Here is a 20632-nt window from a genome sequence, read left to right on the forward strand (position 1 = left end):
ATTCTTACAAAGATGATGGAAATATTGATTGACAATCGTTAAGACTTTGATAAAAGTTATATTTCAGTAAAAAAAACAAGGATTCGTTTAATTTTTATGTAAATCGAAGCGTTGAAATTATTAGTATTATTATCTTTGGCCATTGATAAAATAAGATAATGAAGATATCATATAACTGGTTAAAACAATTTTTAAAAACGGACTGGTCGGCAGAAGAAACGGGTGAATTACTTACCGATTTAGGATTAGAAATTGAAGGTATAGAAAGCTACCAATCTGTAAAAGGAGGCTTAGAGGGTATTGTTATAGGTGAAGTATTAACCTGCGAACAACACCCAAATGCAGATCGATTAAAAGTAACAACCGTTAATATTGGAACCGATGCTCCTCTTCAGATTGTATGTGGTGCCCCCAACGTAGCGGCAGGACAAAAAGTACCCGTTGCCACCATTGGAACAACTCTATATACAGAAGAAGGTGAAGCTTGGAAAATAAAGAAAGGTAAAATAAGAGGTGAGGAAAGTCATGGAATGATTTGCGCAGAAGACGAATTAGGTCTTGGAAAATCACATGACGGAATCATGGTTTTAGACGAGAAAATTAAAGTAGGCACTTTAGCAGCCGATATCTTTGATATTGAAAATGATCAGGTTTTTGAAATTGGATTAACACCAAATAGAGCTGACGCCATGAGTCATTTTGGAACAGCCAGAGATTTAAAGGCAGGTTTACTTCAAAAGGATATTAATACCGAATTAATAACACCATCTGTAAGTTCATTTCATGTTGATAGTCGTACATTAAAAATTGATATCGACATTGAAGACTATGATTTAGCACCTCGCTATTGCGGATTAACAATTACAGGACTTAAAGTTGAAGATTCACCAAATTGGATACAACACAGGTTAAAAGCTATTGGTATAACACCAAAAAACAACATCGTAGATATAACAAATTATGTGTTGCATGAATTGGGACAACCGCTTCATGCCTTTGATGCCGCTAAAATTTCAGGAAACAAAGTCGTTGTTAAAACACTTCCAGAAGGCACAAAATTCACAACTCTCGACGACATAGAGCGCGAATTAAGCGCTGAAGATTTGATGATTTGTGATGCCGAAAAGCCAATGTGTATCGCAGGCGTATTTGGTGGGTCTCATTCTGGAGCTACCGAAGGTACTACAAGTATTTTCTTGGAAAGCGCCTATTTTAATCCTGTGAGCATTAGAAAAACAGCTAAGCGCCATGGTTTAAACACAGATGCTTCTTTTAGATTTGAACGTGGAATCGATCCAAACATTACCGATTATGCCTTAAAGCGCGCAGCCTTACTTATAGTAGATATTGCAGGTGGTGAAATTTCTAGCGATGTACTTGATTTTTACCCAAAAAAGATTGAGGATTTTCAGGTACGTCTAAGTTTTGATAATGCTAAGAAATTAATAGGTGAAGAAATTCCTAGAGAAACTATAAAAAGCATTTTGACGTCTCTTGACATTAAAGTTAATAATGTTACAGAAGCGGGTCTTGGACTTACGGTTCCTGCCTATAGAAATGATGTACAGCGTGAAGCCGATGTTATTGAAGAAGTATTACGGGTATACGGATACAACAATATTAATACTACTGAAAAATTAAACGCTTCTATTTCTAACACTTCTAAATTTGAAGATTATAAACTTCAAAATGTTATTGGAAATCAATTAGCCGCACAAGGGTTTTTCGAAATTCTATCAAATTCATTAACTACGCCACAATATGTAGAGCTTAGTGCTCAATTAAATGAAGATCATAACGTAGAAATGCTTAATCCACTTAGTAACGACTTAAGTGTTATGCGTCAAAGTTTATTGTTCTCTGGCCTAGAAGCTGTAAGTCATAATATTAACAGAAAGCGAGATAATCTAAAACTTTTTGAGTTTGGCAAAACATACCACAATTATAACGATGGTCGTCAAGAACACAAGCATTTATCTGTTTTCTTAACTGGAAACAAGAATAGTTTACGTTGGAATACACCAGTACAGAAAAGTGACTTTTTCTATATGAAAGGTATTATAAATAGTACACTCCAACGTTTAGGGATTTCTAGATTTAAGGTGTCTCCTATAAAAAATGATGTGTTTAGTGAAGGTATTAGTTTATCTTTAGGAAAAATAAAATTAGTAGAGTTTGGTATCGTCAATAAAAAGATATTAAAGCATTTTGGTATTTCTCAGGAAGTATTGTTCGCTGATTTTAATTGGGATAATGTGTTGGATATGTCTAAGCATAATTCAATTAAATTTAAAAGTATCCCAAAATATCCTGAAGTACGTCGCGATTTTGCTTTACTTTTAGATGATCATATTACATTTGAAGAGATTGATAAAATTGCCATGCAAACCGAAAAACATCTGCTTAAAGATGTAGATTTGTTTGATGTATATCAAGGTAAAAATCTTCCAAAAGGAAAGAAAAGTTATGCTGTTAGTTTTATGATTCAAGATGAAAACAAAACGCTAACAGACAAACAAATTGATAAAATTATGAATAAGCTACAAGCCAACTTTGAAAAGCAACTTGGAGCAGAATTAAGATAAAATCTATTGAAAATAAGAGTTTTAATTTTCGGAATAATAACACTAATGAGCGTTCAATTAACAACGGCGCAATCTTTAGATAATCCTCAACATCAAGACTCTTTAACCGTTTGGCAATTGGCCAAACACGACTTTAGATATACATTAAAAGGTGTTGGACATTCTTTAACGAGACCACTTCATTGGAAAGGCAAAGACTTTGCCAAATTAGGTATTCTTGTTGCTGGTACAGCGACCTTAACACTTGCCGATAACCCAACACGTGATTTTTTTCAAAACCAAAGAGAAGACTTCCCTAAGGTTATTAGAGACTTCGGATGGTACTTCGGCAGTCCGCAAAACTATTTTATGGCTAATGCAGGGCTATACGGATTTGGTCTACTTACCAAAAATGAAAAAGTAAGAAAAACCAGTGTTCTAATCATTTCATCATCTATTACAACTGGGCTTATCCAAACGTTTAGCAAAAATGCCTTTGGTAGAGCGCGACCAAGTTCTGGTGAAGATCACCTAGAATTTAGACCCTATGCAAATGACGCAGAGTTTCGATCATTCCCTTCTGGTCACACGATTTTATCAATTACTATGGCTCATGCCATTGCAAAACAATTTGATAACCCTTGGGTAAAAGCAGGTATTTACACCATTGGATCTATTCCTCCAATTTCGAGAATGTTAGATAACGCACACTGGGTAACCGATATCGTCTTTAGTGCAGCTGTTAGTATTATAGTTGTAGATTGTATCGACAAATTTTTATACAACGAAGAGGCCTATGATTACCCAAAGAAAAAGAAACAAATTTCATGGAATCTTAGATTTAGTCCTAATCAAATTGGAATTGTTGGATCGTTTTAAACGATTTTTTAGAGGCTATATGTTCTGTTAAACTATTGTAAAATATTATTACAACCTTGCCTTTAGGACTTAAATAATCCTTAATTTTAACATTCAAAAACAACAACATTATGGCTACAGTTACATTAGGCGGAAATACAGTACATACATCGGGAACTTTACCTGCAATTGGATCATTAGCTCCAGATTTTAAATTAACAGCAACAGATTTATCTTCAAAATCCTTGAGCGATTATGCGAATCATAATCTGGTGCTAAATATTTTCCCAAGCGTAGATACAGGTACTTGTGCTCAATCTATTAGAGCCTTTAATAAAGAGGCTAGCAATCTAGAAAACACTAAAGTACTTTGTGTTTCTAAAGATTTACCTTTTGCTATGGCTCGTTTTTGCGGTGCCGAGGGCTTAGATAATGTAGTGAGTTTATCAGATTTTAGAACTGGTGATTTTGGAAAATCTTATGGATTAGATTTTACAGATGGAGCGTTTGCTTCCTTATTATCAAGATGTGTTATTGTTGTTAATTCTGAAGGAAAAATAATCTATACAGAGCAAGTTCCAGAAATTGCCGATGAGCCAAACTATGAGGCCGCTTTAGAATCTTTAAAGTAATGTCGAAAAAAGAATCCTTTTTAGTAAATAGAGTTAAAAGTGTTGGATATGCCTTTAAAGGTGCTGTTTATTTAGTTCGTACCGAAGCAAGTATAAAAATCCAAGTTTTTTGCGCTATCGCTGTTACTATCGCTGGATTCTACTATGACATTTCAAAAACCGAATGGCTCTTTCAAATTGCCTTTATAGGATTAGTTATGAGTCTTGAAGGTATTAACACTGCTATCGAATATATAGCCGACTTTATTCATCCAGACAGGCATGAAACTATTGGAAAAATTAAGGACATTGCAGCAGGAGCTGTATTTATAGCTGCTGTTTCGGCTGCTATTGCCGCTTTAGTCATTTATATCCCGAAAATTTTCTAATTTATCGTTACAAGACTGACATTAATAATATCATTGACACCTAACTTAGGTACTAATGCATGATAAGTAACATTTGGAGCTTCAGCCGTTGCATTTAAAGTGAACGTTACGGCTAAAGAGAGTTGTCCGTTTTCACAATTCTTCACAAGACCATCATAAACAATACTGTCAAATCCATTTGTAAGCCCCTTTTTACCAATAAGTAAATCATAAGCTGTAAAATCAATTTGAGGCATGCAGTTTCCAGTAACTAAGTCGTCAAAAACCTCTTGAGACCTAATAATAATGAACTCTTCTGTTAAATCAATATCCATTTGATATGGTGTATTAATACACCCATATTCATTTTCTAGGCTAGTAATATCAAGAACTACTGGTGAGCACTGGTCATCATCTGAGCAAGAACTAACTAAAACAAACGATAAAATAACAACTATAAATTTTCTCATAATTTGATCGATATACTTACTAGATGCAAAAATCTATAAAAGGTTGCGTCAAATTTAAAACATCTCTCTAGGATTAACGTTAGTTATTTGTATTTTTGTTTTATATTAATTACCCTTTAATGGCCAAGAAAAAAACCAAGACTAAAAGAAAAACTAAGACCGTACCTAAATTAAAAAAACCAAACTTTAAATTATCAAGTCAGCAGAAATTGATTTTTGGTAGCTTATTAATTATTCTTGGGGTTTTAATGTTTATTGCTTTTTTGTCTTTTTTCTTCACTGGAAAAGCAGATCAAAGTACACTTACAGAAATTACCTCGCGCAATGTTGAAGCAAAAAATTGGTTAAATAAACTTGGGGCATGGGCAAGCGATTTATTTATTAATAAAGGGTTTGGTATCGCTTCATTTATATTTTCTGGACTGTTTTTTTTATCGGGTATTTATATCACCTTAGATATTAATAAAGCACGCTTACGACGTCATTGGATATGGGGAACACTCATTGTTATTTGGCTGTCTATCTTTTTTGGTTTTTTCTCACATAAATATGATTCTCTAGGTGGTACAATTGGTTTTGAAATGAATTCTTTTTTTCAAGATTACATAGGCAAAATAGGTACTGTTTTACTACTCGTTTTTGTTCTTATCTCGTATTTAGCCATTCGGTTTGGCGTTAATGGCGAATCGTTTGTGAAACTATTTAAACGTGCAAAGAGTGATATTAAAAATGAAATTAATACCGTAGATGAAGACCATAATTTCACAGTAGACAATGACTTATCTGCTGAAGCTGAAGATATTAAATCTGCCTTTGAACTCAATATCGAAGAGTCTAAACCAAAGGAAGAATCTGTAAAACCAGAATCTGATTTAAAGAAAGAACTTGAACCTCAATTAAAAGTTGAAACTAAGGCGGCCATTAAACAAGAGTCTGAACTCGACATTCAAATAGAAGCTGTTGAAGAGGAAGTATCTGAAACCGACAATCTTTCAGATAAACTCGTTGAGGATTTTGGTCAGTTCGATCCAACATTAGAACTCAGCAAGTTTCAGTTTCCTCCATTAGACTTATTAAAAAAATACGATACCGAAGGGATTACTATCAATCAAGACGAGTTAGAAGAAAACAAAAACCGTATTGTAGAAACACTTAGCAACTATAAAATTGGTATTGCAAGTATTAAGGCCACGATTGGACCTACAGTAACGTTATATGAAATTGTTCCTGAAGCTGGTGTTCGGATTTCAAAAATCAAGAACTTGGAAGATGACATTGCGTTATCTCTTTCGGCATTAGGAATTAGAATTATTGCTCCTATACCTGGAAAAGGAACCATTGGAATAGAAGTTCCAAATAAAAATGCAACGATCGTATCGATGCGTTCTGTGATTGCTTCTCAAAAATTTCAAAAATCTGAAATGGAATTGCCTATCGCTTTTGGAAAAACAATTAGCAACGAAACCTTTGTTGTAGATTTAGCCAGAATGCCACATATGCTAATGGCTGGTGCCACAGGGCAAGGTAAGTCGGTTGGTTTAAACGCAGTTCTAACATCCTTGCTTTATAAAAAACATCCTGCCGAAGTAAAATTTGTTTTAGTAGATCCTAAAAAAGTAGAACTTACATTATTTAACAAAATTGAACGTCACTATTTGGCTAAATTACCAGACAGTGAAGATGCGATTATTACAGATAATACAAAGGTTATTAACACCTTAAATTCGCTTTGTATTGAAATGGACAACCGTTACGAGATGCTTAAAAATGCAATGTGTCGTAACATCAAAGAATATAATACGAAGTTTAAAGCTCGTAAATTGAATCCAAATGATGGTCATCAATTCTTACCATATATAGTATTAGTTGTTGATGAGTTTGCAGATTTAATTATGACAGCTGGAAAAGAAGTAGAAACACCAATTGCTCGCTTGGCGCAACTTGCACGTGCTATTGGGATTCATTTAATTATAGCAACCCAACGTCCTTCTGTAAATGTTATTACTGGTATTATTAAAGCTAATTTCCCAGCGCGTATTGCTTTTAGAGTAACATCAAAAATTGACTCACGTACTATTTTAGATGGTTCTGGCGCAGATCAATTAATTGGTCGTGGTGATATGTTATACACTTCTGGAAATGATATTACAAGAATACAATGTGCTTTTGTTGACACACCCGAAGTTGAAAGAGTAACCGAATTTATTGGTGGTCAAAAGGCTTATCCTGAAGCCCATTTACTTCCTGAATACGTTGGTGAAGAAAGTGGCACAAGTCTTGATAATAACATTGAGGATAGAGATAAGTTGTTTAGAGAAGCGGCCGAAATTATTGTAATAGCACAACAAGGTTCTGCCTCTTTATTACAACGAAAACTAAAATTAGGTTATAATAGAGCTGGACGATTAATAGACCAACTTGAAGCTGCCGGAATTGTTGGTGGTTTTGAAGGAAGCAAAGCCAGACAGGTTTTAGTTCCTGATTTAGTGGCCCTAGACGAATTATTATCAAACGAAACTTAAATATAATATTCCGCGAAAGCGAAAAAAAATAATAGAGACCATGAAACAGATAATTGTAGTATTAGCATTTTTAATTGGAGCTTTTGGATTTTCCCAAGATTCAAAAAAAGCAGAAGCCTTACTCAATGAAGTCTACAACAAAGTAAATACATACGAGAATATTTCAATTGATTTTAAATACGTTTTAGAAAACACGAGTGAAAACATCAAACAAGAAACGCGAGGTGATGTTGCTATGCAAGGCGAAAAGTACTTGTTAAACATACTTGGTGTAACACGTTTATTTGATGGCAAAAATTTATATACTATAAGTCCAGAAGATGAAGAAGTAACGATTTCTTCAGATAATTCAGAAGACGAAAACACTATAACACCAAGTAAGATGATGTCTTTTTATAAAGACGGATATACCTACGCCATGGATATAATTCAAGACGTGAACGGAAGAAAAATACAGTTTGTAAAACTAAATCCTATTGATACTAATTCTGAAATAAAAGATGTATTCTTAGGTATCGATGCTAAAACAAAGCATATTTACAGACTTATTGAAATTGGGAAAAATGGAACAAAAACCACTTTAACTGTTAATTCTTTTAAAACGAACGAACCGATTTCGAAAACCTTATTTACTTTTGACAAAACCAAGTACAAAGATTATTATATCAATAAGCTAGATTAGGTTAACCATCCACTTATGAAAATACTAGATAGGTATATACTAACGACATACCTAAAGACATTTTTGAGCGTGTTTATTATACTCATGTTCATTTTTGTTTTACAGGCTATCTGGTTATATATTGGAGATTTAGCAGGTAAGGATCTTGACACTTTTATTATTCTTAAGCTCCTACTCTACATTACGCCAACGCTTATTCCGTTAATTTTACCACTTACCATTTTATTGGTATCTATAATGGTTTTTGGGCAGTTTGCAGAAAATTATGAGTTTGCGGCTATGAAATCTACTGGCATCTCCTTGCAGCGTGCTATGCGAAGTTTAAGCATCTTTATAGTGCTTCTAGGTGTTACAACCTTTATTTTCTCTAATAATGTTATTCCATGGGCCAATTATAGAGTATATAATCTTAGAAAGAACATCGCTCAGGTAAAACCAGCGTTAGCCATTACTAAAGGACAGTTTAATGACATCGGAAATTATAATATCAAAGTTCAGGATAAAAGTGGTGATAACGACCAGTTTTTAACAAATGTCGTTATACATAAGAAAAATAAAAACGGAAAAAACAAAACCGTTATCGTTTCTGAAAGCGGAGAGCTTAGAAGCAGTGAAGGTTCAAATATTTTACAACTGGTTCTATATAATGGAAATTATTACGAAGAGATTTTCACAAGGAATCCAAGGCAATCTCAAAAAAGACCTCACGCAAAAAGTTATTTTGAAGAGTATACAATAAATGTAGATTTAGAAGGCTTAAATGATGTTGATATTAATGACAAGAGCTACGAAAGTAGATATAACATGCTTGACGTTGCCGAACTAAACCATACCATTGATAGCCTTTATGACAAAAGAGACGAAACGCGAAAAAACTTCGCAAATGCGCTCTATAACAGAACATCAATACCTACATTAAACAACAATATGTCACCTAAAAAAGATTCTATTTTTAGTGGAGATATTTTAAGTTTGTTTAGTGATAAGACCAAAAATCAAATACTCAATTTATCGAAAAACACCATTAATAGTACCAAGCAAATTATAGATACCAACAAGCAAAATTTCTTAATAAATACCAAGTGGCGTAATAAGCATGTACAATCACTTCATGAGAAATATGTTCTTGGATTAGCCTGTATCATTTTGTTTTTCGTTGGAGCCCCGTTAGGCGCTTTAATTAGAAAAGGCGGTATTGGTTTACCTTTAGTTGTTGCTATTTTGTTGTTTTTAACCTATCACTTTATCGGAATTTTTGCACGTAATAGTTCATTAGATGATTCATTAAATCCTGTATTGGCTACTTGGTTATCTACTGCAATTATGTTCCCTTTAAGCATATATCTCACCAATAGAGCAACAAAAGACAGACCGTTATTTGAATCTGAAGGCATTCTAGAACAGTTAAAGAAACTCTTTGGTATTAAGCGAAAAACACTTACCTATAATACCGCTCTTTTAGATACTGGTTCTGAGGCGTATACAACATTAAGCGCCCTTGATGATAAAAAACTTATAGACGTTGTAAAGCATTATCGTCAATATGACTATGGTATTGAATATAAAAACTCATCACTAGAAATTTTAAACTCTAGAGGTATTACAGAACAAGAATTAAAATTTGGTGGCAACCTAACCGATCACAGTTATGAAGAATCTTTAAGACTTAAATATTCTTATGAGGAAAACTCTAAACTTGCATTTGTTCTTTATTTAATTGCACTTGTTCTAACGCTCCCTGGAGCCATACTAAGAAATAACGGATATCCTGTTATAGGGCAGGCAATTCTTGTTACAGGTATTATCGTTGGAATATTTTATTTGTTTGCTTTAATAAAATCGTTTATAGACTATTCTAACCTAAACAAACAGCTTGGCAAAAAGAGTATTTCGAACGCTGTAATGTTCTTATTTTTAGGTTTACCATTATATACACTTTTTTACTTTCTTCAGAAGAAAAAAATAAATGAAGACCTTAAAGTCAATACGGTAAAAGAAAGCACAAACACCTCTAAACATAATGTGGCTAATAGCCAACACAGTATATCTAAACGCAAGGACTATGATACATATTCGCGATTTGCTTTAATTTTCTTCTGTGTTGCACTGGTTTTACTTCTAACCTATTTCGGATTTAAATCAAGTGATTTATCTGCTGTAACTGCAGCTGCGTTAGAGTTATTCATGATTTCGACACTTTTATTTATAATCTACGCCATTGCTTCAAGCCTAAGTTTTAATAGGCTATACCATGAAGCGCATCACTTAGATAATTCTCAAAATATGCAGTGGACGATAATTAGTTTCATAGCATATCCTTATGTCTATGTTTTAAGACGGAATAAAATCGCCAAAGACTTTTCAGCATAGAAAAAATAAGCCATATCTTTGCATTTTATAAACAGAATATAATGACTACCAATACTGCACAACGTACAACAAACATTCAATTAAACACCATTGAAGAAGCTATCCAAGATATTAAGAAAGGAAAGGTGATTATTGTTGTTGATGACGAAAACAGAGAAAATGAGGGAGATTTTATAGCTGCCGCGGAAGCCGTAACGCCTGAAATGATCAACTTTATGGCAATGCATGGTCGTGGGCTAATTTGTGCGCCTTTAACAGAAGATCGTTGTGAAAAATTGGATCTCACAATGATGGTACAAAATAATACAGTATTACATCATACGCAGTTTACTGTATCCGTTGATCTTATTGGTCATGGCTGTACAACTGGTATTTCTGTTCAGGATAGAGCAAAAACCATAAAGGCTTTAGTAGATGATACCACTAAACCACATGATTTAGGTAGACCAGGGCATATTTTTCCTTTGAAAGCTAAAAACGGAGGCGTATTAAGACGTACTGGGCATACCGAAGCCGCTGTTGATTTAGCTCGTCTTGCGGGATTTCAACCTGCAGGTATTTTAGTTGAAATTTTAAATGAAGATGGTACGATGGCAAGACTTCCTCAATTAATAGATGTTGCCAAGAAATTCGATTTAAAATTAATTTCTATCGAGGATTTAGTAGCCTATCGTATGGAACATGATTCTCTCATTGTTAAAAAAGAAGACTTTAATATTGAAACACGTTTTGGCAAGTTTAGATTACGAGCTTACCAACAAACTACTAACGATCAAATTCATATTGCTTTAACAAAAGGAACTTGGACAAAAGATGATCCAGTGCTTACACGAGTAAATGCAACGCTAGTTAACAATGACATTCTAGGAACATTGACCAACAACGCAGATGAGAAGTTAGACGACATGTTTAAAGTGATTAATACTGAAGGTAAAGGTGCTATTATTTTTATCAACCAGCAATCGCAGTCTATGAATCTTTTAAAACGTCTCAGCATCTTAAAAGACACACAGGTTGACGGTAAAATTGTTAAAGCTCCAAGAATAGAAATGGATGCTAAAGACTTTGGCATTGGCGCACAAATATTGCATGATTTAAATATCCATAAACTTAAACTTATTTCAAATACACAACAAACTAAACGTGTTGGAATGATTGGTTATGGGTTGGAAATTGTGGATTATGTGTCGTATTAATTGACAATTATCTTTTTTGAAGTCATACGCTTTCCTGCATAAATTTTTAATATATATACTCCAGATTCAACGTGGGAAATAGGACACTGTTTTATGTCTCCCTTTTTCTTAAAAATTAGTTTCCCTAGAGCGTCATACATTTCAACCGCATCTATTTTGGTATTTGAAGTGATGTTAATATAATCTGAGGCAGGATTTGGAGACACAACGAATTCTTGAGCTAATGCGTCGCTAACGCTCAAATTATTCTGATAGACTCTAACATAATCAATAACCATACTGCTTTGAGTGAAATTTGGATCAATACTTCCTGCAATACCTCCCATAGCAATATTTAATAACATGTATTGGTCTTCATAAAAAGGCCAAGTCGTATCATCTTTTATAGCTGGATTGTAAGTATAGTAGGCTACATTATCAATTAAAAATGTGATTTGGTTTGGCGACCAATTCACAGAATAAAGATGAAAATTATTTGCAACATCACTAATGGCCATAGAGTTTGTATTCATCGTATTACCAAAACATCCAGCACAAGGTGTATGTAATGCGCTCGACACATGATTTACAGCGCCTAAACCATGCTCCATAATATCAATTTCGCCACATGCTGGCCAGGTCACATTACCATATTGATTATCCCAATAGGCGCCATCTTCATTGATATTCTTTCCAAGTGTCCATATTGCAGGCCAAGTTCCATCACCTAAGGGTAATTTTGCTCTAACATCAATACGTCCGTAAGTAAAGGCAAATTTAGAATTAAGTCGTGCAGAAGTATAGGCTTTTGTTTCGCCTTGATCGGAGAAATTTTCTTTAATCGCTACAATATTTAAAAACCCATTACTTACAAATGAATTTTCTATTCGGTTCGTATAATGCTGCTCTTCTCCATTAAACCAACTCCCTCCTGCTGGCAGCTGTGTTTGATGAAACCATTTACTAGCATCTATTGCTCCATCAGTATCAAATTCATCTGCCCAAACTAAGTCTTCATAAATAACATCCAAAGCATTAGGATCTCCTGGTTCGGTACCATCATCAATATCATCTATTAAATAAGTTCCAGGTGTTAACGTACCTTCATCAATGAATAGTGTTAGTCTATTATAAGAACCTGTTGCATTAACCGCTGTACCATCTGAGCTGTATTGCGCATTCGAAAAATCGAACGTAACAGTTATCCAGTTTGATGGCGATGGCACACCAAAGATCTCTTTAACCTGAACATCTGGTTGCATGCCATTTTCTAATTTTAAGAGGATGTTATGTTGGTTAGGATCAAACGAATAAAAGGATAAGGTAATGGATTGATTCGTATCCAAATTTATAGGTTGAACTAAGTCCAAATAGAATCCTTGAGAAAGTTCTGAACCATCATTAAAAAATTGACCAACGGCATCATTACCATCTTGCGGATTTACATTAAAAGCATAACCACTGTTACCGAAAGCTATAAAATTATCATTTGAATCTGAAAAATCAAGAGGTAATTGTTGCGAAAACGCCAACTGAGACATACATAAAAGCGAACAGCAAATAAGGTAATAAAACTTCATAAATTAAGATTTTCCGAAATTTATAAAATGTTGTTACCGCAGACTAATATTTAACCTATACAAAAGCACTACAACGCCCTATGAATATGTTAAATAAGATAAAAATGTAATTCGCCAGTAACTATGACTTGAGTGCGTCCTTAATTATAGACACCATGTTTTCTGCTCGTTTAGCGACTTCATTTTCTGTCCAAGACATTTTTATCAAACATGAGATATTTCGACCTATAAAATGATCAGACTGCTCAAATGTTTGGTGCTTTAAGTTTTCAAGGCCTTGCTTTATTTCCGCAGATAAAGGAAATAGTGACTTTTTATTTTTAAGATGCTCCCATTTTCTGATATAATGCCAGTTGTTATCATAATAATGGAAACATACATCAATGCCATTATCCTTAAACCCTTTGGATACTTTCCTTGCGATCTCTAAATCTGGTAGAAAGAAATTTAAAAACGCATAACTTTCCTCTCCTCCAGCCGGAACGGTTCTAAACGTCACCTCAGGAATTTGGGATATAGCATTACGAATAATGGTATAATGTTTTTTTTGAATACCTATAAATTCAGGTAAGCGTTTTACCTGTGCCAAACCAACGGCTGCATTCAATTCTGAAATTCTAAAGTTATAGCCTAAAAAAGGATGTGTCTCTGCGCCGCGATCATTTCCTTCATGATCATGCCCATGGTCACTGTAATGATCTGCATTGAGATAATAATCTGAATTATTGGTAATAACAGCTCCGCCTTCTCCGCAGGTAATTGTTTTTACAAAATCGAACGAAAAACAACCTAGGTCTCCAATACTTCCTAAAGGTTTACCATCATAAGTTCCGCCAATAGCCTGACAAGCATCTTCAACAAAGATAAGATCGTACTTTTCGCAGATAGATTGGACTGTATTTAAATCGCCCATACTACCACACATTTGCACCATCATAACGGCTTTTGTTTTTGGTGTAATGGCAGCTTCAACTGCTTTTGGATCTATAGCAAGCGTATCGTCTATATCGACTAAGACAGGAATAGCGCCAAGCATCATTATAGCTTCAAAGCTCGCAACAAATGTAAATGTTGGCATAATAACCTCATCTCCTGCTCCAACTCCAGCAGATGCAAGAGCGACAGAAACTGCTGCAGTTCCGCTAGATACTAACTGAACATGCTTAGTTTCAAAAGTTTTTGTGAGTTCGGCCTCTAGTGCTTTGGCTTTCCAATGACCATTTCGCATACCATCAAAACCATAGCGCATAAGCACACCATTATCTAACACTTCATTGACCTCTTTGCGCTCGAGGTCACCAAATAATTCAAATCCAGGCATTAGCTAATTATAAAGTTTCGTTCCACAAGGCTAAAAACTTCATCACTTTTTCTGTAGAAAAGTTTGAGGCAAGTGGATCTATAATCGCTTTTCCTTTGCTATTAATTAATGCCACTCCTGGTGCTCCATACTGTTTCGTATAATGAATCCCTAAACGTGCATTTGTAGAATTTTTATCTGAAACATCTAATTTCAGCAAAATAGACTTTGCAGCAAATTTTTTGAAGGTATCAGCATTAAAAAAGTTAGTCTTCAATTCTTCGGAAGCCTCTGTCTTTTGATTATTAGTTACAAAAACTAAAATAGGTTTGTTTTGAGTTTCTGCTTGTTTTAAAGCAACGGTATTATCCGTAATCCAATTAGATTGATCCTGAGCAAACACTTGAACTGTGAAAGCGAATAGTAAGATAAATAGTATTTTTTTCATAGCAATTTTTAATACATGCGACTCCAATCGCAATTAAGGTTGAAACAAATATAACATAATCAAAAACACATTGAAAGGTTTTAATTACATTTCTATAACAGCTTTATCAACTTGTTTCCTAACTTTTTTAAAAACTGCGAAGCTATCATCATTAGCCCTATAACCTACTGGTAAAAGTAAAACAGATTTAAGGTTTCGCTCTTTCAAGTTTAAAACTTTGTCATATTCTATTGGACTAAAACCTTCCATTGGACAAGAATCTATGTTCTCCATCGCGCAAACCGTCATAAGATTTCCTAACGCTATATACGCTTGTTTTGATGACCATTCCTGACGTTCTTCTAAGGTCATTCCAGTTATCATATGTTTTAAATCTTTACGATAAGGCTCCAAAATGGTTTCTGGAGTTGATCTTATAGACTTCACATTGTCAAAATGCTCATCTACATCCTCTGCTGTAATATTATCCTGAATACAAATCACTAATAAATGAGAAGCATCAACAACCTGCTTTTGATTATAAGCATGAGCCACCAAATCTGCTCTAATCGCCTTATCTTCAACCACAAGCAAACTAATGGTCTGTAAACCATACGATGTGGCTGTTAAATTAAAAGCTTCTTTGAGAATATTAAGTTTCTCTTCAGTAAGCTGCTTCGTTGCATCAAACTTCTTTGTGGCATAACGCCATTTTAATTTATCTATGGTTGTCATTTCGTTTTAATATTTACTGCAAAAATAAGACGAGAAGAATCATTAAACAGCCTTTGTTCAATAAAATATATCAATAGTTGCATTAATAACTTTAAAAAAAGGCATTTTTTATTTGAAAGAAATAAAAAAGGGTTCTATATTTGCACTCGCATTTGGGAAATACCCAATGAGGCACTCAGGAGAAATGGCAGAGTGGTCGAATGCGGCAGTCTTGAAAACTGTTGAGGGTCACACCTCCGGGGGTTCGAATCCCTCTTTCTCCGCAAAAACCCTTGTAAATATAGAATTTACAAGGGTTTTGTTTTTGAGTTGACAGTATTGTTGACAATACAATCGATTTAATCAATAGTCACTAAAGATTAATGGTCATGATTAGAATGGTCATTATCTTTCTCATCACCAGTTTGGTTCATTGCCATTTCGTGATCATATTTACAACAACCTGGTAAACCATCATAAGCTTCTAAATCACCAACAACTTTTTCTGTATCATAGCCTGATGCCGCTATTGCCTTATGAATTGACATTGCATCTGTTTTGGTATCATCAAAAGAGACATCAATTTTCTTTTTATCAACATCCCAATTAGCACTTGCAACACCATTTACACTGTTTGCAGCTTTTTCAATGGTACTTTTACACATTCCACAGTTACCTCTTACGCCAAAAGATAGGTCTGTCATTGCCATTTCTTTGGACATTTCAGTAATTGATGATTCAGTTTCTTTTTTGGTATCGTTTTTACAACTTGTTAAACCTAATGCTGCTACTATAGCTACACTTAAAATTACTTTCTTCATTGTTTTAAAATTTAATTAATATATTGAGTTTAATTCTTCATAGGTAAGTGTTACATCATTCATACACGATTAATTACTCTTATTTGTTTCTCAACTGAGCAAAATAGTAATATCCACTTGTAGTTAAATCTTTGATATCTAAATGTTTAAATTCATCAGACAAATCTTCTACCTTAAGCATATTGTCACTTAGAACTGATTTTTGGTATTTGATTTCAAAATCATTTGCTTCTAATAGCTGTAAATGCGTGGACAAGGGTTCTCGATTTATTAAGTTCACTCCACCAGTAATTATTTTCCATTCCAATTTACTGAGTGTCCAATGTCCATTCCATAATTTAGTTCTATTCAAACATGTCAAATCAATGGTATGCGACATACAACCACCACTTTTTAACCACAGGTTCATAGTTTTGTAATCATAAGGTAAATCGTGCAAATGCTGCAAAACAGTATGAGAAAAAATATAATCTATTGTATTGTTTTCAATAATATCTCTACTATTCCAAGGGATTATAGAATGAATATATATATTGTTCAAGTTTTCGGGGTCTAATAATTCCATGCGAATCGCATTAAGTCTTTCCTCTGTTAAACACTCTGACAAATATTCTTCGGTTAGAATATTCGAAGGAAAATCCATTTGCATCAAATCGTTGTTTTCGTCTTCATTTATCTGAATTGCCTGAGTCTTATCTCTATTTTTAAAAAAAATCACCAATTCATCAAAAACCCTAATGTTAGTTTCTATATTCCAAAATTGAGTTTTCTCTAATGCATAATACTTATGTGAGCCAGATATTAATGCTGCTAACCCTACACCTAAAGAATCTCCTGGTCCAATTTCTACAACAAATTTTGGTGTTTCGTTGCTAAGTCTAGACCAATTCTTTAGATGTTTCATCCAAATTCTATAGCAGTATAAACTACTACTACCTGCAACATTATCTTTTCTAAGCAACCTTCTGGCTACTGAAGAATTGGTCAATAATAATTTATATAACAATCTTGCTTTCCCTCTTATAAATCCCCATAATAAATTTATTGTTTTCATGATATTTATTTGTTTGTTAACTCGCTAATTTTAATCGTATTTACTCAATAACTTCTTTTACACTGCCACAATTCAACATAGCTTTTCCAAAGTATGGATTTAACACTTTTTCCTCTTTGCTTAGCCAATATGCACCGTTATTATTATCTGCCATTGGACAATATTCTACATACACTTTTTCCTTAACACCGAAAAGTTGCACAGCATTTACTAGGTGTGATGATAGATGTTTGAAATGATCCCTTTGTTCTTTTATATCTGACGTTTTAGAAATAGATGTTGCCGAAGATTGTATTTCTTTTACTAATGACATCCAATGTATATGAGCATTATTCTCTGATAATAATTTCATATCCACTTTACTTAAATTGTTTAAAAAACTTGTTGCATTAACTGAAGTTTTTTTTGAATCTTCTTTAACTAAAGCATCTTTTAAATTGATATAATCATTGTAAACAACTTTTAATTGTTCTTGAAATTTCTCTGACACTGTCAATCTTTCGTTCATATTAGTATGATCACTTTCTTTTTCTGATCCAATATTATCCACTCCTAAATGTCCTTCGTGACCTGTCATTGCTTTACCACCTTCCTTATTCATCATTGATTTTTTGCCTTGTAATTGAGCTGCTGCATCAACCGTAAATGTTCCGTTAGTTACGATTTCATTGCCAACAAATAATCCTTCTAAAACTTCATATTCATTACCAATTTGATTGCCTAAAACAACTTCACGCATTTCAAAAATAGTTTGGCCTGGATTGGTTTTTAAATAGACAATAGAACGCTCACCTGTCCAAAGTACGGCAGACGCTGGAATTGTTATTACCTCATTATTACTACTTGTAACTCGCTCAATATTTGCTGTTACAAACATTCCTGGTTTAAATACATCGTTTTTATTAATAAGTATCACACGTAATGTTACCGTTCTTGTTTTGGTATCTAAAATTGGGTCAATAAAATCTACTTTCCCTTTAAACTCCTTATTAGCATAAGCGTTTGTAGTCACTAAAACTTCTTGTCCCTTTTTAAATAAATTAATTTGATTTTCATAGACATCAAAGTTTGCCCAAACTGTATTAAGATTTGCAATTTTAAGCAATGGTTGACCTTGTTTGATGTAGTCGCCTTGTTCTACTAATTTTTCCGTAACTGTACCTGAAACGGTTGCATATACTGGAAAGTTTTCTTTCACTTTTTTTGTTTCTTCAATCTGATTGATTTGATTGTCAGAGAGCTTCCATAATTTCAATTTATTGCGAACCGCTTTGTATAATGCGGGTTGCGATTCCTTTAAAGATGCTGCTGTAATCAATTCTTGTTGTGCTGCATACAATTCTGGCGAGTAAATGGTTGCTAATAATTGACCTTTACGAACTTCTTCGCCTGTAAAACCGACATTCAATCGTTCTATTCTACCCGAAAAGTAACTGACTTGTACTGCGTTTGCTTCTTCATTTTCAGCAATTTTACCTGATAATTTAATCGTGTTGCCATCAACATTTCCTTTGCCTACTATGGATGTTTGAATATTGGCTAATGCCATCGCATTTTCAGTTAATTTGAATTGGTCTACTAATAAACCATCACTTCCACTTTCGGCAGGAATTAAATCCATCCCACAAATTGGGCAATCACCTGGTTCTGGTTGCATAATTTGTGGATGCATAGAACACGTCCACATTTGATTGGTTTCTATTGTTTCCGTATGATTGTGCTCTGTTTCTTTATTTGATGAGTTACCAAAAAGTATCCACCCTAAAAGTAGCCCTACAGCTAATATTCCTATATAAATGATATATTTTTTCATCACTAATTATTTTTTCTTCTTTTTTAATATTTTTCTGATTGATGGTGACGATGTGTACCATAGTAAAAAGCCACTCAAAACCGTTATTAAGCCTAACAACGAGAATGCTCTTAAAACTAATGTATTAAAGTTATCTCTACCTTCATAATCCATTGTGTGCGTCATCCATAAAAAATCGAACCAACGCCAACTACGATGTCTTACAGTTTGAAATTTTCCATCTTTTACGGACACATAAGCTCTTAATGCTTCGTCAGATTTATAAGAAATCACATAAGCTGGCAATAACTTTTCTCTATACTCGTGGTGCTTTCCAGTCTCATTAATTTGCTCTACATTTTCAACTACCAAATCGCTTTTCATATAGTTTTTTGCTATATAAAGTGCTTCATCTTTTGTGATGCTATTCTTTGGACTTCCATCAATAGCACTATATAATTGTTTTTTATTTACCCAATAGTAAGGTGTATTGTTAATGTCTCTCAATTCAATAGTATTGATGCCATTAGTAACATTGAGTTGTGATGGACTAATTAAATTATTGAAAGCTTGTGGTTGATAATCTAAATTCTTGAAATGGTCGCCGTGAATATCATCGATATTTGTCCAACTGAAATACAATCCACTAATTGTCCAAAACAAAAATTGAATACCCAAAAACAAGCCTAAATATCTATGGGTTTTTCTAATTTTTAATGCTGTATGCCTGTTTACCATTTTATTGATTTATTTTGAATGGAAAGCTAATTGTCACCTTTTCCCAAGCAAGAGAAATACTTCCCTCTGTTTCACTAATCTTATTTACTTTATATTCTAAATGCTCTGTAATTTTGTCTGAAATACTTGGTGTCACTTTAAATCGTATCACATCATCATTTACATTATAATCGTCTTTACCGTGTTGATTCCAGTTTTTATTAATCATTATAGTCCAATCCTCTTTTGAAGGAATCGTGAAAAACCCATATTTTCCTTTTGGAAGCACCTCACCATTTATAATTAAATCTTTATTGGTTTCAATCCACGTTGCCATATGTGCTCCAGCTTGCCAGACATTATCATAACCAACTAATCCACCAAAGATGATTCGCCCTCTAACTCCTGGCGATGAATAGTCTATATGAATATGTGCATCTCCAATCATTGCCATTGTAGATGTATGTGGGCTTAATGGTTTCTTCTTTGGTGTTTCTTTCTTTTCAACTTTGTGGTGTTGATACTCATCTTTTACCTCTTTTTTGGATTCGTTTTTACAGGCGAAAAGAAGTGTAATTATCACGGATATTTGTAGTATTTTTTTCAT

The 20632-nt window shown here is 33.8% G+C and carries 18 protein-coding genes and 1 tRNA gene; 9 read left to right on the top strand and 10 right to left on the bottom strand.

Features of this window, described 5'->3' with window-relative positions:
- The first annotated feature begins 158 nt into the window (after positions 1-158).
- From pheT to Q0787_RS12330, 4 genes are all read left to right on the top strand, one after another.
- Positions 159-2585 carry a phenylalanine--tRNA ligase subunit beta gene (gene pheT / locus Q0787_RS12315; RefSeq protein WP_298903030.1) on the top strand — a complete coding sequence of 809 codons (2427 nt, stop codon included), beginning with the start codon at positions 159-161 and terminating at the stop codon, positions 2583-2585.
- 45 nt (positions 2586-2630) lie between these two features.
- Entirely contained in the window at positions 2631-3443 is an 813-nt protein-coding gene (locus Q0787_RS12320) for a phosphatase PAP2 family protein (protein ID WP_298903031.1), read from the top strand.
- A 110-nt stretch (positions 3444-3553) separates the two neighbouring features.
- Positions 3554-4054, top strand: coding sequence for a thiol peroxidase (gene tpx, locus Q0787_RS12325; RefSeq protein ID WP_298903032.1), 501 nt, complete (start codon positions 3554-3556; stop codon positions 4052-4054).
- Entirely contained in the window at positions 4054-4422 is a 369-nt protein-coding gene (locus tag Q0787_RS12330; protein ID WP_298903034.1) for a diacylglycerol kinase, read from the top strand. The genes tpx and Q0787_RS12330 overlap by 1 nt, the downstream gene beginning before the upstream one ends.
- Here the strand turns inward: Q0787_RS12330 and Q0787_RS12335 are convergent.
- Positions 4419-4871 (bottom strand): hypothetical protein, encoded by a 453-nt coding sequence (locus tag Q0787_RS12335; RefSeq protein WP_298903036.1) that lies wholly within the window; start codon positions 4869-4871, stop codon positions 4419-4421. The two genes, Q0787_RS12330 and Q0787_RS12335, sit on opposite strands and share 4 nt — an antisense overlap.
- Before the next feature lie 119 nt (positions 4872-4990).
- On the opposite strand from Q0787_RS12335, the gene Q0787_RS12340 reads away from it, so the two are divergent.
- Genes Q0787_RS12340 through ribB form a run of 4 tightly spaced genes read left to right on the top strand, consistent with a single transcriptional unit; the run spans position 4991 to position 11641 of the window.
- A complete protein-coding gene (locus Q0787_RS12340) occupies positions 4991-7393 on the top strand; it encodes a DNA translocase FtsK (RefSeq protein ID WP_298903037.1) in 2403 nt (800 codons plus the stop codon).
- Between the two features lie 40 nt (positions 7394-7433).
- Positions 7434-8075 (top strand): outer membrane lipoprotein carrier protein LolA, encoded by a 642-nt coding sequence (locus Q0787_RS12345; RefSeq protein ID WP_298903038.1) that lies wholly within the window; start codon positions 7434-7436, stop codon positions 8073-8075.
- 15 nt (positions 8076-8090) lie between these two features.
- Entirely contained in the window at positions 8091-10445 is a 2355-nt protein-coding gene (locus tag Q0787_RS12350; RefSeq protein ID WP_298903040.1) for an LptF/LptG family permease, read from the top strand.
- A 41-nt stretch (positions 10446-10486) separates the two neighbouring features.
- Positions 10487-11641 carry a 3,4-dihydroxy-2-butanone-4-phosphate synthase gene (ribB, locus tag Q0787_RS12355; RefSeq protein ID WP_298903042.1) on the top strand — a complete coding sequence of 385 codons (1155 nt, stop codon included), beginning with the start codon at positions 10487-10489 and terminating at the stop codon, positions 11639-11641.
- On the opposite strand, the gene Q0787_RS12360 is transcribed toward ribB, so the two are convergent.
- The 4 genes from Q0787_RS12360 to Q0787_RS12375 all read right to left on the bottom strand — a co-directional run bounded on the left by Q0787_RS12360 (position 11638) and on the right by Q0787_RS12375 (position 15662).
- Positions 11638-13200 (bottom strand): family 16 glycosylhydrolase, encoded by a 1563-nt coding sequence (locus tag Q0787_RS12360; RefSeq protein WP_298903044.1) that lies wholly within the window; start codon positions 13198-13200, stop codon positions 11638-11640. The two genes, ribB and Q0787_RS12360, sit on opposite strands and share 4 nt — an antisense overlap.
- A gap of 121 nt (positions 13201-13321) precedes the next feature.
- A complete protein-coding gene (locus Q0787_RS12365; protein ID WP_298903045.1) occupies positions 13322-14521 on the bottom strand; it encodes a DegT/DnrJ/EryC1/StrS aminotransferase family protein in 1200 nt (399 codons plus the stop codon).
- Positions 14522-14528: 7 nt separating this feature from the next.
- On the bottom strand, positions 14529-14948 hold the full coding sequence (locus Q0787_RS12370; protein WP_298903047.1) for a thioredoxin family protein: 420 nt from the start codon (positions 14946-14948) through the stop codon (positions 14529-14531).
- Between the two features lie 84 nt (positions 14949-15032).
- Complete coding sequence (locus Q0787_RS12375) at positions 15033-15662, bottom strand: NAD(P)H-dependent oxidoreductase (RefSeq protein ID WP_298903048.1); 630 nt, start codon at positions 15660-15662, stop codon at positions 15033-15035.
- Between the two features lie 178 nt (positions 15663-15840).
- Here Q0787_RS12375 and Q0787_RS12380 point away from each other — a divergent pair.
- Positions 15841-15925: transfer RNA gene (locus Q0787_RS12380), tRNA-Ser, on the top strand.
- Between the two features lie 96 nt (positions 15926-16021).
- Here Q0787_RS12380 and Q0787_RS12385 read toward each other — a convergent pair.
- The 5 genes from Q0787_RS12385 to Q0787_RS12405 all read right to left on the bottom strand — a co-directional run bounded on the left by Q0787_RS12385 (position 16022) and on the right by Q0787_RS12405 (position 20632).
- Positions 16022-16462, bottom strand: coding sequence for a heavy-metal-associated domain-containing protein (locus tag Q0787_RS12385; RefSeq protein ID WP_298903050.1), 441 nt, complete (start codon positions 16460-16462; stop codon positions 16022-16024).
- A gap of 79 nt (positions 16463-16541) precedes the next feature.
- Positions 16542-17516, bottom strand: coding sequence for a hypothetical protein (locus Q0787_RS12390; protein ID WP_298903052.1), 975 nt, complete (start codon positions 17514-17516; stop codon positions 16542-16544).
- 40 nt (positions 17517-17556) lie between these two features.
- Entirely contained in the window at positions 17557-19329 is a 1773-nt protein-coding gene (locus tag Q0787_RS12395; RefSeq protein ID WP_298903053.1) for an efflux RND transporter periplasmic adaptor subunit, read from the bottom strand.
- 6 nt (positions 19330-19335) lie between these two features.
- Complete coding sequence (locus tag Q0787_RS12400; protein ID WP_298903054.1) at positions 19336-20046, bottom strand: PepSY domain-containing protein; 711 nt, start codon at positions 20044-20046, stop codon at positions 19336-19338.
- A 1-nt stretch (position 20047) separates the two neighbouring features.
- A complete protein-coding gene (locus Q0787_RS12405; RefSeq protein WP_298903055.1) occupies positions 20048-20632 on the bottom strand; it encodes a DUF2911 domain-containing protein in 585 nt (194 codons plus the stop codon).

This window comes from uncultured Psychroserpens sp. (genome assembly GCF_947492715.1).
GTDB lineage: Bacteria > Bacteroidota > Bacteroidia > Flavobacteriales > Flavobacteriaceae > Psychroserpens.